12 protein-coding genes are annotated in these 12,767 nt (G+C 62.9%); 7 read left to right on the top strand and 5 right to left on the bottom strand.

What is annotated here, in order from left to right; genetic code table 11:
• Window positions 1-30 precede the first annotated feature (30 nt).
• Together AB8B20_RS27235 and AB8B20_RS27230 are read right to left on the bottom strand one after the other, a co-directional pair.
• Window positions 31-1,650, bottom strand: coding sequence for a hypothetical protein (locus AB8B20_RS27235; protein ID WP_439062984.1), 1,620 nt, complete (start codon window positions 1,648-1,650; stop codon window positions 31-33).
• Window positions 1,651-1,703: 53 nt separating this feature from the next.
• Window positions 1,704-2,996, bottom strand: coding sequence for an adenylosuccinate synthase (locus tag AB8B20_RS27230; RefSeq protein ID WP_089261652.1), 1,293 nt, complete (start codon window positions 2,994-2,996; stop codon window positions 1,704-1,706).
• A gap of 473 nt (window positions 2,997-3,469) precedes the next feature.
• On the opposite strand from AB8B20_RS27230, the gene AB8B20_RS27225 reads away from it, so the two are divergent.
• From AB8B20_RS27225 to AB8B20_RS27210, 4 genes are all read left to right on the top strand, one after another.
• Window positions 3,470-3,991, top strand: a complete 522-nt coding sequence (locus tag AB8B20_RS27225) for a FecR domain-containing protein (protein ID WP_439073947.1) — start codon at window positions 3,470-3,472, stop codon at window positions 3,989-3,991.
• A 37-nt stretch (window positions 3,992-4,028) separates the two neighbouring features.
• Window positions 4,029-5,918 (top strand): CHASE2 domain-containing protein, encoded by a 1,890-nt coding sequence (locus tag AB8B20_RS27220; protein WP_439073948.1) that lies wholly within the window; start codon window positions 4,029-4,031, stop codon window positions 5,916-5,918.
• A 201-nt stretch (window positions 5,919-6,119) separates the two neighbouring features.
• Window positions 6,120-7,472, top strand: a complete 1,353-nt coding sequence (locus tag AB8B20_RS27215; RefSeq protein WP_439073949.1) for a sensor histidine kinase — start codon at window positions 6,120-6,122, stop codon at window positions 7,470-7,472.
• Between the two features lie 44 nt (window positions 7,473-7,516).
• Complete coding sequence (locus AB8B20_RS27210; protein ID WP_089263577.1) at window positions 7,517-7,876, top strand: response regulator; 360 nt, start codon at window positions 7,517-7,519, stop codon at window positions 7,874-7,876.
• An 8-nt stretch (window positions 7,877-7,884) separates the two neighbouring features.
• On the opposite strand, the gene AB8B20_RS27205 is transcribed toward AB8B20_RS27210, so the two are convergent.
• Together AB8B20_RS27205 and AB8B20_RS27200 are read right to left on the bottom strand one after the other, a co-directional pair.
• Window positions 7,885-8,157, bottom strand: a complete 273-nt coding sequence (locus AB8B20_RS27205; RefSeq protein WP_439073951.1) for a hypothetical protein — start codon at window positions 8,155-8,157, stop codon at window positions 7,885-7,887.
• 95 nt (window positions 8,158-8,252) lie between these two features.
• The gene (locus AB8B20_RS27200) at window positions 8,253-8,462 is read right to left on the bottom strand and encodes a cold-shock protein (protein WP_068731259.1); all 210 of its coding nucleotides are present in this window, start codon (window positions 8,460-8,462) and stop codon (window positions 8,253-8,255) included.
• A 268-nt stretch (window positions 8,463-8,730) separates the two neighbouring features.
• On the opposite strand from AB8B20_RS27200, the gene AB8B20_RS27195 reads away from it, so the two are divergent.
• Entirely contained in the window at window positions 8,731-9,432 is a 702-nt protein-coding gene (locus AB8B20_RS27195) for a class I SAM-dependent methyltransferase (protein ID WP_439073952.1), read from the top strand.
• Window positions 9,433-9,438: 6 nt separating this feature from the next.
• On the opposite strand, the gene AB8B20_RS27190 is transcribed toward AB8B20_RS27195, so the two are convergent.
• Complete coding sequence (locus AB8B20_RS27190; RefSeq protein ID WP_439073953.1) at window positions 9,439-10,350, bottom strand: PhzF family phenazine biosynthesis protein; 912 nt, start codon at window positions 10,348-10,350, stop codon at window positions 9,439-9,441.
• Window positions 10,351-10,638: 288 nt separating this feature from the next.
• Between AB8B20_RS27190 and AB8B20_RS27185 the strand changes: the two genes are divergently transcribed.
• Together AB8B20_RS27185 and AB8B20_RS27180 are read left to right on the top strand one after the other, a co-directional pair.
• Complete coding sequence (locus AB8B20_RS27185) at window positions 10,639-11,400, top strand: alpha/beta fold hydrolase (protein ID WP_439074074.1); 762 nt, start codon at window positions 10,639-10,641, stop codon at window positions 11,398-11,400.
• Window positions 11,401-11,508: 108 nt separating this feature from the next.
• Window positions 11,509-12,756: a cupin domain-containing protein gene (locus tag AB8B20_RS27180; RefSeq protein ID WP_439073954.1), complete on the top strand. Its 1,248-nt coding sequence runs from the start codon at window positions 11,509-11,511 to the stop codon at window positions 12,754-12,756.
• Window positions 12,757-12,767: the final 11 nt, after the last annotated feature.

Genomic DNA, 12,767 nt, shown 5'->3' with positions numbered 1-12,767 from the left:
CACGAGCGGCTGACCAGCGCGCTTGATCTGTTACTCGCCCCAGGCCGCGAAGGCGTCGTTGAAGGCACGCTCGCCGGGCGAGCCCTTCTCGATAGCGATGATGGCGCGGCGCTGGTTGGCATAGACCAGCGGGATATCGAACCATGACCGCTCCTTCAGGAGCTGCAGGTTGCGCGCGCGATCGCTTTCGACATTGCTGAGACCGACCAGGAAGAAACCGTCGGTGACCTTGACCGCGAGGCCCGCCAGTGGCGTGCCCCTCGCCTGCTCGTTCGACTTCATCAGCACGCCCGGGACATTGGCGATGCCGCCGCCGGCGAAATCGGGCGGCAGAACGAAAGTGAGTTCGGCCGTGTGGCTGGCCGGCAGCGACGTGTCGGTGTTGCGGCGGAACGACATGGTCATCTTGAACTTGCGTTCCGGAATCTCGATGTCCGCGCGCACGGCGATGTCACCGGGCTTGCCGCCGGTGCCCTTGATCTGCTCGGTGCGCCAGACCACCGTGCCGACATATTGCCGGCCCTTCGGCTCGGCCGGATCCTCGTCATACAGAACGACGCGCTGCGCGACCGGCGCGATCTGATCCGACGACGACGGCTGACCGACGCGATCGGCGATTTTCGGCCGCGGCGCCAGCGGCGCATCCTTGTTGTCGGTGACGACGGGCGCCGAACCGCCGGCGAAACCGCGCACCATTTTGTTGATCGTCGGCCATCCCAGAATCACGGCGCCGATCAGGATCATCACGATGCCGATGAGAAGCGCGGTCTTGAACGGGAAACCGCCGCTGACGCGCTTCGGCTTCGGAGGCTTGGGCGGCTTCGCCTTCTTGCCCTTGGAATCCTTGATGCGCGACGGCGGCACCTGCGACTCGTCGCCGTCCTGGTCGTCGTAAGCCGTCTCGTCGTAGCCGAACGCCTCGCTCCGCGCTTCCATGCTGGGTTCGAGACGATCGAATTCCGGCGTCGGCGACGGCACGTTGGCGTAGGTCTTGCGCGCGGCGCGGTTGGCCTGGGCGGCGGCACGGCCGAGATCGTCGACATCGGCGGTGACGTCGCGGAACCCGCGCATGGCGGCATCGCCCTGGTCGCCGCGGTCGTTGCGGGCCGGCGGGGGTGCCGCCGGATTGTTTTCGAAGCGGCGCGGCGTGCCTGATCGTTCGCGGGTTGGCGGACCGTTCGGATCCTGCGCACCGGCATTGGGCGACTGCTGCTTTGGAATCGGCGGCGGATCGACGCGCAAGGTGCGCGGCGGGCGCGGCTCTTCCGGCCCGCGGGGAGACGCCGGCGTCGGCGTAATCGGCTGGCGGCCGCGCGGCGACGGCTCGGCCGGCGTGGCACCGGCCCGCGGCCCGGCATTGCGGAAAGCATCGCCGGCGCGCGGCTTGCCGTCGCCCGTCGTTCCAGCCCCCGCAGGCCGCGACGCATCGCGAGCGCGCTGGGCCGCTTCGGATTCGACCTTGCGGACGGCCTCTTCGAGCGACAGTCGCTCCCTAGTGATCTCTGACTCGCTGAGGGGCGGCTCGACACTGCGCAACTGGGCAATCAGAGCCGTGCGGGCGCGCTCATAGAGCGCGCGCCGCTGCTCACCGGGAGCACTGGGGTCCAGTCCGGCGATGGCACGGGCGATCAACGGGTAGTAATCAGCCATCTCGACTCAATGTTGCGGGTGCATCAATTTGGAGGCTATCCGGTAACAGTCCGTTAAGCCTCGAACGGGTTTTGCACCAGAATAGTATCTTCGCGTTCCGGGCTCGTGGAAAGCAAAGCAATCGGACAGCCCACCAGTTCCTCGATCCGGCGCACGTATTTAATCGCCTGTGCCGGCAGATCGGCCCAGGAGCGGGCGTTCGCGGTCGGCTCTTTCCAACCCTCGATGGTCTCGTAGATCGGCTCGATCCGGGCCTGGGCGCCTTCACCGGCCGGCAGATAGTCGATTTCCTTGCCGTCGAGCTTGTAGCCGACGCAAACCTCGATGGTGTCGAAGCCGTCGAGGATGTCGAGCTTGGTCAGCGCCAGGCCATTGATGCCGCAGGTGCGGACAGTCTGTCGCACCAGCACCGCATCGAACCAGCCGCAGCGACGCTTGCGCCCGGTATTGACGCCGAATTCCTTGCCGCGGCGGCCGATCTCTTCGCCGATCTCGTTGAGCAGTTCGGTCGGGAACGGACCCTGGCCGACGCGCGTGGTGTAGGCCTTGCAGATGCCGAGCACATAGCCGACTGCGCCCGGGCCCATGCCGGTGCCGGTCGCAGCCTGCGCCGCCACGGTGTTGGACGAGGTGACATAGGGATAGGTGCCGTGATCGACATCGAGCAGCGCGCCCTGCGCACCTTCGAACAGGATCCGCTTGCCTTCGCGGCGCTTGCTGTCCAGCAGCCGCCAGACGGCCTCAGCGTAGGGCAACAGCACCGGCGCGAATGCGGAGAGCTCCTTCACGATGTCAGCCGTGTTGAATTCTGCGAGGCCGAGACCGCGGCGCAGCGCATTGTGATGCGTCAGCAGACGATCGACCTTGTGCGGCAGCGTGGCGAGATCGGCGAGATCCATCAGACGAATGGCGCGGCGGCCGACCTTGTCTTCATAGGCCGGGCCGATACCACGCTGGGTGGTGCCGATGGCGGTTGCCTTGTTGGCATTCTCTCTGAGCGCATCGAGCTCGCGGTGCAGCGGCAGGATCAGCGTGACGTTTTCGGCAACGCGCAGATTGTGCGGGCCGACATCGACGCCCTGGCCGCGGAGCTTGGCAACTTCATCGACAAAGGCCTGCGGGTCGAACACCACGCCATTGCCGATCACCGAGAGCTTGGACTGGCGCACGACGCCGGACGGCAGCAGCGCCAGCTTGTAGGTCTGGCCGTTGATGACCAGCGTATGACCGGCATTGTGGCCGCCCTGATAGCGGGCGACGACATCAGCCTGATCCGACAACCAGTCAACGATCTTGCCCTTACCCTCGTCGCCCCACTGGGCGCCGACGACGACAACATTGGCCATTTGGCGCTAGTCCTCTGAAAATACACGCGTCGAAGCGTGATCAGCGCGGAAAACGGTCTGCCGTTTGCCGGATCACGCCCAGGCATCCGCCTAAACGCGGCCAATGATCTTGGTTACCCAAGTCTTCCAGGACGCTGTCTGCGATGCAAAACGGGAATAAAGGAAGCGCGGGGGGAAAACAAGCACGAACGCCCCGAAAATGGCCTCGTTAGCCTCATGCAAACCTTTGATATCCCCTGAAAATCCGGGGCGATGTGGCGAGATTGCGGCAGCGCTCGCGGCCCGATTACTGAGAATGCCTCTCAATCTCACATGGTCGTGAGATCGGCCGTACCGGTTGGATCTGCCCTCGTTGTGCCGCTGCGTCGCCCTATATGGGTACCTCCGAGCGTTAATCACGCCGCTCGCCCGCAGACGTTGAACGGAATCGCCCGCCGCCCGCCTTACCGATGTGGCGTTCAGGAGTAACCAACATGACCCATTCAATCAGGCTGGCGGCGGCCATCGTCGCTGCGGCGTGCCTGTATGGCAGTGCTGCATCGGCGCAGCAGGCCGGCCCCGGCTGCACATCGAGCCAACCGGTCGGCGGCCCACAAACCCTGCACTGCGGCGGCGTGACGATCATTGCTGAAAACGGCGCGCGTTTCACGCTGCTCGATCGCGACCGCAACGGCCGTGTCGACGGCGTCGACCTGCACAGCAAGGCCATTTTCATCGAGGCCCCCAAACAGAAGGCCGGCAAAACCTTCGAGGTGATGACACCGCAAGCAATCGCCGCCGTGCGTGGCACCAAATGGGCGGTGGACGCCGAGGGCAGCAAGACCTCCGTCTTCGTCGAGACCGGTCGTGTCGGCGTCAGGCGTGTGACCGGCCCCGGCAGCGTGAGCCTCGGCCCCGGTGAAGGCGTCGATGTCGATGCATCAGCGACACCACTCGACATCAAGCGTTGGCCCGCGCCGCGCGTCGCCGCATTGATGGCAAGGCTTGGTCGTTAGCAAGGCTTGGACGTTAAAGAGGCCTGGATACGCGACGATGATGAAGGCCAGCAGATTGCAGACACCGCTCGCCATGGTCCTTGCGGGCGTGTGGGCGGCAGCACTGGCCTTTGGTCACAACCGCGGCGATGTCGGCTTTCTCGACCGGTTAGAGGCGACGCTGACCGACCTGCGCATCCAGATCCGCGGCGTGAAGAAACCGCCCGATCTCGTCACCATCATCGCCATCGACGATCGGGTCGCACGCGAACAAGGCAGCTATCCGCTGCCCCGCGCCACGCTGACGACGATCATCGAGGAAATCGCACGCTACAAACCGAAAGTGCTCGCTCTCGATCTGCTGCTGGTCGATGCCGGCGCAGCAGAGAGCGATGCCGCACTGGCGCAGGCACTCGGCAAGACCAACACCGTCATCGCCGCGGCGGCGTTGTTCAGCGAGTCCAAACAGACCGTAGCCACCAAGGAGTCCGGGCCGCTTGCGGATCTGCCGGTGGCGTCGGGATTTCTACTGCCGCTGAAAATCTTCGCCGATCAGGCCACGGTCGGCGTGGTCAATCTCAACACCGACAGCAGCGGCGTGCCGCGCTCGATGCCGATGCTGATGCGCTCGGCCGACCGCGTGATGGTGTCGATGCCGCTGCGCGTCGCATCCGCCGCCTCACGCGACGATGCCCAGATTGGCGAGTATAATTTCTCCCTCGCCGGCACCCATGTCCCGACCGATGTCGGCCATTTGTTGCCGATGTCTTTCTATGGGCCGCGCGGCACGATCAGGACGATCAGCGCATCGGAGGTTCTGGCGGGCAAACTCCGCCGCGCCGATGTCGAGGATCGCGTCGTCGCCATCGGCGTCACCGTCAGCGGCGGCGGCGATTTCTTCTCGACGCCGTTCGATCCGGTGATGCCCGGCGTCGAGGTCGTGTCCACCGCAATCACGCATCTGCTCGCCAAGGACACCTTGCTACGCAACACCTCCATACGGCTGTTCGATGCCGGCTTTGCGATCGTCCTGGCGATGCTGTGCATCGCCCTGCTCGCCTGGCGGCGCAATGCCATCGGCCTCATTGCGATTGTCGCCGTCGTCGCATTGTGGGCCGTGATCAACACCGTCGCCTATGCCCATGGCATCTGGATGAGCGCTGCATTGCCGCTGGCCGCGGCTGTGCCGCCGGCCATGGCGTTCGGCGCGCTGCAGATCTGGAGCAGCCGGCGCAGCGTGCAGCATTTCGCCGCCCGCAGCGATCTGCTGCGCCAGTTCCAGGCGCCGGGCCTGCGCGAATGGCTGATCAAGGATCCGGACTATCTGTTGCAGCCGGTGCATCAGCATGCCGCCGTTATCTTCATCGATATCTCGCGCTTCACCGCGCTCAGTGAGACACGCGACCCAGATGCGGTGCGCGAATTGCTGAAGTCCTTCCACGCCATGATCGATCAGGTGACCCTCGCCCATGGCGGTGTGGTGACAACCTTCATGGGCGACGGCGCGATGATCCTGTTCGGATTGCCTGTGGTCGCCGATGACGATGCCGCCCGTGCCGTGCGCTGCTGTATCGAACTGACGACGCGCACCGGCACATGGATCGCCGGTCTTCCGCCTGAGATCGCCAGCCAGATCGGATTCAAGATCGGCGCACATTTCGGCGATATCGTCGCATCGCGTCTCGGCGGCGCCAGCTACCAGCACATCACCGCGACCGGCGATACCGTCAATGTCGCCAGCCGGCTCATGGAGGTCGCCGCGAGCCACGGCGCCAAGGTGGCCCTGAGCGACGACCTGCTGCGCGCCGCGGGAGCGGACTGTGCGGTGCGCGCGACGGGGGCGCTGAGCGGCCCGACCGAAGTCCAGATCCGCGGCCGCAGCGGCGCGGTCAGCGCGTGGCTCTGGCACGACGGCAGCGCGGCGGAGGCTATATCGACCTCAGCATAAATCGACGCACGCGGCAGCGCCGCGATTGAGCCGGAACCCGGTCTGGTCTGGCACGTTTGCTCGAAGACCTGTTAGCGTACATCCGCAACCGTATCTGTTTGCGGCCGTATTTCATTGCAGCGTATTTTTGCGATCGGAGCCGCAGCTCCCGGGGTATTCGTGGATCAATCGTTAAGGCCTATTCAGGACGCCAATTCATTCTTGCGAAGTTTGCTCGCAGCATCGGGCGACTGCATCAAGGTTCTCGATTTCGACGGCAACCTCATCTTCATGACCGAGGGCGGCCAGCGCATCATGGAGGTCACGGATTTCGGCGCGATCGAAGGCCGCCCATGGCCTGACTTCTGGCAGGATCAGGGCAATATCGACGCCAAGGCGGCTGTAAGAGCCGCTCAGCTTGGGCGTACCGGACACTTCCAGGGTTTCGCCACCACAATGGCCGGCACGCCGAAATGGTGGGATGTCACCGTCACTGCCATTCCCGGCCCCGATGGGAAACCGCATCAGCTGCTTTCGGTGTCGCGTGATATCACTGCATCGCGTGCCGTGGATGTGGCGCTGCAGGCAAGCGAAAGCCAGCTACGACTTGCACTCGACGCCGCCGACACTGGAACCTGGGATCTCGACCCGCGTACCGGCGTGCTACAATGGGACCGGCGCTGCTACGAATTGTTCGGCCTCACCTTCGGCAAGCCGATCTCGTTCGACGTCTTCCTGCAAGGGCTTCATCCCGACGATCGCGACGTCACGGAGAAGGCGTGCCTGGACGCCATGAAGCTGGACGGACCGCAGGCCTATGACATCGAATACCGCACCATCGGCCTCGATGACGGCATCGAGCGCTGGTGCTCGGCCAAGGGCCGTGCGGAATTCGAGAACGGCGAAGTCAGTCGCTTCATTGGAACCATTCGCGATATCGGCAAGCTGAAGCGCGCCGAAGCGCAACAGCAATTGCTGACGCGCGAACTCGAGCACCGCATGAAGAATACCATGGCCATGGTCGGCGCCATCGCCAGTCAGACGTTCCGGACTGCCGCGACCAAGGAAGATGCGCGCACGATCTTCGATGCACGTCTGGCCGCGCTCAACCAGGCGCATGACATCCTCACGCAATCGAGCTGGACCAGCGCGTCGATGCCCACGGTGATCGCTGGCGCGCTGGCGCCGCATCGAACGGGCGAAAAGCGTATTCGCGTCTCGGGTCCCGAGGTGGAACTGACGGCCAAACAGGCACTGTCGCTGGCGCTCGCGCTGCATGAACTCGCAACCAACGCCACAAAGTATGGTGCATTATCCGTTCCGGACGGAACGATCACTATCGACTGGGCTTGTCACACCGGCAGCGACGGGCCGGCGTTAGGTTTCGCGTGGCGCGAATCCGGCGGCCCCGTCGTCGCACCGCCGACGCGACGTGGATTTGGCTCGCGACTGATCGAAGGCACGCTGTCAGCCGACTTCGGCAGTTCCGTCAAAATCGAATTTTTGCCCGAAGGGCTCACATGTCGGTTCGAAACCAGATTGAGCGATCTGGCTTCGGTGCCCGACGAAAGGTGACACCAATTTTTATGGCATCACTCCAAGAACTTAATGCAGGTGACGTGCAGCGGCCCGCCGTCCTCATCGTCGAGGACGAGCCTCTGCTCCGTATTCACGCCGCCGACATCGTCGAGGAAGCCGGGTTCTTCGCCATCGAGGCCAATAATGCCGACGAGGCCGTGCGAATTCTGGAAACGCGCGACGACATCGTTCTGCTGTTCACCGACGTACAGATGCCTGGAAGCATGGACGGGTTGAAACTGGCCCACGCGGTACGTAACCGCTGGCCACCGATCAAGATCGTGATCGTTTCCGGCCATTTGCAGGTCGCCAAGAACGATCTGCCCGACGACAGCCGCTTCTTCGGCAAGCCGTTCGAGACGACGAAGATGATCGCGGAACTGCGCGCGCTGATCGGCTAGCGCCGGCGCTACTGGACGGATTGCTCGCCCAGGATGGCACGATCGATCGCGTCGACCACGTTCTGCATTTCGACAAACTTCATGCGAGCCCGTTCCGCATTATCGCGATTGAAGGGCGCCGCCAGCACTTTTGCGTGCGCATCACGTTCCTCGATCATGCGCATACGCGCCGCCTTGAGCGTATCCAGACGTTCAATCATCTTGATCGATCCCTCAAATCGGACGCTGAAATCAGGCGTATGGTCAATGCGTATAGCATGAAGCCCGCCGGTGATGATCACCGGCGGGCTTCAGTCATTTCAAATCTATCAGACGACGCAAAACTTGTCGGTCGAGAAATCCCAGTACATCCGTGGAAATTTCAGGACCTTCAAGCTCAGATCGCGCGGAGATCTTCCGCGCTGGTCTTGCCGCGCATCTTGTCAGCCTTGGCTTCGAAAGAAACCTTCTGGCCTTCATTGAGCGAACCCAATCCAGCGCGCTCGACTGCACTGATGTGAACGAACACATCCTGGCCGCCGTCATCAGGCTGAATGAAACCGAAACCCTTGGTCGCGTTGAACCACTTAACTGTACCGACTGCCATAACTATTCTCCAAGATGTGCGAATGCGCGAGCCCTACGCGACATCGCGTGAGCCCGATCCGATTTCAACGATGTCTTGGGGAATGGAGCCGATTACGGCGCGGTCAACAAGCCAGAGCATATATTCGAATAACTGCAATATAGATGATTTCAGCCGAATTACAAGAACAATGATTCCAGAGCGTGTTTAACGAGCATTTACAACGCTGAACTTCAGATCGAAGCTGGCTACGGAACTCTGATTTACCGTTGCTGCAGCGGGCACGCTAATGGACAGATCGAGGCGACGCACACCGGTTCTGGCCGAAATTCGCTTCGCCGAGCGGCGCTGCGAATTCGACGGGCTCGATCTCACCACGCGTTTCGAGCTGATCTATCGCACCAATCTGTGGGGCGCTGAAAAATCGCAATCCGGCCTCGGCTCCGAACTCGACGCAACAATGTCACTCCGCCGCGACCTCACGCAATTGCTGCGGCGATTGCGGGTGCAATCGATCCTCGATCTGCCCTGCGGCGATTTCACCTGGATGGCGCAGATGGACCTCGGCGGTATCCGCTATCTCGGCGCCGATATCGTTCCGGATATCGTGGCAGCCAATGCCGCGCACTATGGCAATGCAGGCCATATCGATTTTGCCCGACTCGATCTCGTCAGCGATACGCTGCCCGCTGCCGATCTGGTGTTGTGCCGCGACTGCCTTGTGCATCTGTCATTCGCCAACATCCACCGCGCCATCGCCAATCTGAAACGCTCCGGCACCTGCTGGCTGCTGACCACGACATTTCCCGACGCATCAGCCAATCGCGATATCGAGGACGGTGACTGGCGCGTGCTCAATCTGCAGTACGCACCGTTCCTGTTTCCTGCTCCCTTAGCCGTGATCAACGAAGGCTGTACGGAAGCTGGCGGCGACTATGCCGACAAGTCGCTGGCCCTGTGGCGGGTGGGAGATCTGCCGGACGGGGCGTGATTCAGCTTACACCTCGATACGGCCCTGCATCACCGGCACGCAACGGCCGGAAATACGAACGCTCTCGCCATGTCCATCACGCTTCCGCACCTCGACCTCAATGAGGCTGCGGCGCCCCATCTCAACGCCCTGCTCGATGGTGATGCCACAGACCGCATCGTGGCGCGGGTCGAGCGTGACGAGATAGGCCGCGAACGCCGCCGAGGCGCTGCCGGTGGCCGGATCTTCGGGCACGTTGCTGAGCGGCGCGAACATGCGGGCGCGCAGATGATCGATGCCGTCGCCGGTGCGGACATAGATGAAGGCCGAGAAGCGATCGTCGCGGTGCCAGTATGTCTTTCCCGCTACCTCAAAGGCAGATGTATTCGGACGCGCGGAGGCCAGTGCATCGAGACCCGACAATTCAGCGACAGCGAAAGGCAGGCCGACGGAGACGATGCGCGGCGGATGCGTGTGTGACACGACCGCATCCGGCGGCAGCGAGATGCAGCCGGCCAGCGTCGCTACATCGACTGCGTCACCGATCTGAACGGATTGCGGCGCGACAAAGCCGGCGCCGATGACCTCCCCACCATCGCGCAACAGATCGAGATGGACGAGGCCCGCCTTCTCTTCGAACACCATGCGATCGCCGACAGGCTTGCCGAAGGCCGTGCCCTGACGGCCGAGCACGAAGGCAGTGCCGACATTGGGATGACCGGCGAACGGAATCTCATCGGTCGGCGTGAAAATGCGAACGCGTGCTGCATGCGCGGGATCATCCGGGGGAAACACGAAGGTCGTTTCTGAATAGTTGAACTCGGTGGCGATCTTCTGCAGCAGCGCATCGTCGATGCCACGCGCATCCAGAACGACCGCCAGCGGGTTGCCGCCGAAACGCTGGTCCGTGAACACATCCACGGTGACATAGTCGATCATCCTGTAGCCCTCACCATTCCGTTACCGCTGGGGTCGCCGACGTAACAGTCGGCGCGGGCCCTGCGTATTCGTAGCCATAAACCTAGGTATGCCGGCTGCACACCACCGTCCGATTCACCGCGGCCTCGCCATCCCATAGACCAGATAATGTCATGCCGATCCGCTCCCGTTCGAGCTGACCGGCGCGAGCCCGTCAAGTGCAACATCCATGCTTCCCTTGTCCCTCCGGCCGAAACAATCGCCGGGCAACCGAATGGTGATACCATGCTGATGAACTCCCTCTCCAAGATGACGCTGCGTGCGATGCTGATGGCGACCATGTGCCTGCTGACGGCACCGATGGCGCAGGCTGCAACCGCAGCGCCCGTGAAAGCCAAGAACGTGGTTCTGGTGCACGGCGCCTGGGCCGACGGATCGAGCTGGGCCGGAGTCATTCCGCTGTTGCAGAAGGCAGGCCTCCATGTGACGGCCGTGCAAAATCCGCTGAGCTCGCTGGACGACTCCAATGCCGCGACCCGCCGCGCGCTCGCCTTGCAGGATGGGCCGACCGTCCTCGTCGCGCATTCCTGGGGCGGCACCGTGATCAGCGACGTCGGCACCGACCCGAAGGTCTCGGCGCTGGTCTATGTCGCGGCCCGCGCGCCGGACGCCAATGAGGACTTCGTCGCGCTGTCCGGAAAGTTTCCGACGGGTGAAGTGCGTGCCGGCATCCAGACCCATGATGGCTACACCCAGCTCTCCGAAGACTCGTTCCTGAAATATTTCGCCAATGGCGTTCCGCGCAAGCAGGCCGAAGTGCTCTATGCCGTGCAGGGCTCGACCGCCGCATCGATCTTCGCAGGACGCACCACCGCAGCCGCGTGGCATGACAAGCCATCATTCTATGCGGTGTCGAAAGAGGACAAGACGATCAATCCAGATCTCGAGCGTTTCCTCGCCAAGCGCATGAATGCGACGACGATCGAACTCAATGCCGGCCATCTCTCGCTGGTGTCGCACCCGAAGGAAGTCGCCGACCTGATCCTCGCAGCCGCAGGCATCAAGAAGTAGAGCTGTCTCTTACCCCTTAACAGCGCGCGTCGGGGGTACCCGGCGCGCAACGCTTTCATCGATCCGACAATCATGACGCAGATCTGCGTCGCAACAGGAGGACGTCCCATGTTCTCACGGAGAGATCTCATGGCCGCAACAGCATCGGGCATCGTGATGAGCGCCGCAGCATCGGCACAGGCCGCGACATTCGGCAATCCGGATCTGCCGCCGCAGGGCGCGGTCAATGCCAAAGGGCCGAACAATCTGAGCGATCCCGGCCCGCAAAATCCCATCATCGCCGGCCAGTTCCCATCCTCGCAATTGCCACCGGCGACCGATATCGGGGGCATGGCGCTGCCATGGGCGACGTTCAACAATGCACCGCGGCGCATCCAGAACGGCGGCTGGGCACGGCAGGTGACGCAAGCAGACTTTGCGATCTCGACCACGATCTCCGGCGTCAATATGCGGCTCACCGCCGGTGGCATCCGCGAGATGCATTGGCACCAGGCCGGCGAATGGGCGATCATGACCTATGGCACTTGCCGCGTGACCGTGCTCGACAATCAGGGTCGGCCTTATGTCGCCGATGTCAATGCGGGCGACCTCTGGTACTTCCCCTCCGGCGCGCCGCATTCGCTCCAGGGCCTCGGCCCCGATGGCTGCGAATTCGTGATCTGCTTCGATGACGGTCAGGCCAACGAGTTCAATACGCTGCTGCTGTCGGACTGGATCGCGCATACGCCGCCGGAAATCCTAGCCAAGAATTTCGGCGTGCCGGTCGAAAGCTTCGCGAAAATCCCGCTGCAAAATCTCTGGATCTTCCAGGGCACGGTGCCCGGTCCGCTCGCGGCCGATCAGGCCTCGTCCTATCGCGACGCGGATGTCGCGCTCTATCCGTTCACCTATTCGCTTGGATCGTCCAAGCCGGTCAAATCGACACGCAACGGCGAGATCCGGATTGCCGACACCAGCAACTTCACCGCTTCGGCAACGATCGCGGTGGCGCTGGTGACGGTCAAGCCCGGCGGCATGCGCGAGATGCACTGGCACCCGAATGCCGACGAGTGGCAGTATTATCTTGCGGGCCGCGCGCGGATGACCCTGTTCAATTCCGGCCCGAACGCCACCACCATCGACTTCACGCCGGGCGATGTCGGCTACGTCAAACGCAACTTCGGCCATTATATCGAGAACACCGGCGACACCGACCTGCAATTCATCGAGGTGTTCCGCGCGGCGCATTACGAGGAAGTGTCGCTGTCCGACTGGTTGACGCACACGCCGCCGGCTCTCGTCGCACAACATCTCAACGTCGCGCCTGAGGTTATCGCCAAATGGCCGCGTCAGGCACCGGGCATCATGCCGGTATGAGCCGCAACATG

Origin of the sequence: Tardiphaga sp. 866_E4_N1_4, from assembly GCF_052076075.1 — a bacterium.
In the GTDB taxonomy this organism is placed as follows: Bacteria; Pseudomonadota; Alphaproteobacteria; order Rhizobiales; family Xanthobacteraceae; genus Tardiphaga; species Tardiphaga robiniae.
This window is presented reverse-complemented; position numbering and strand designations above follow the sequence as displayed.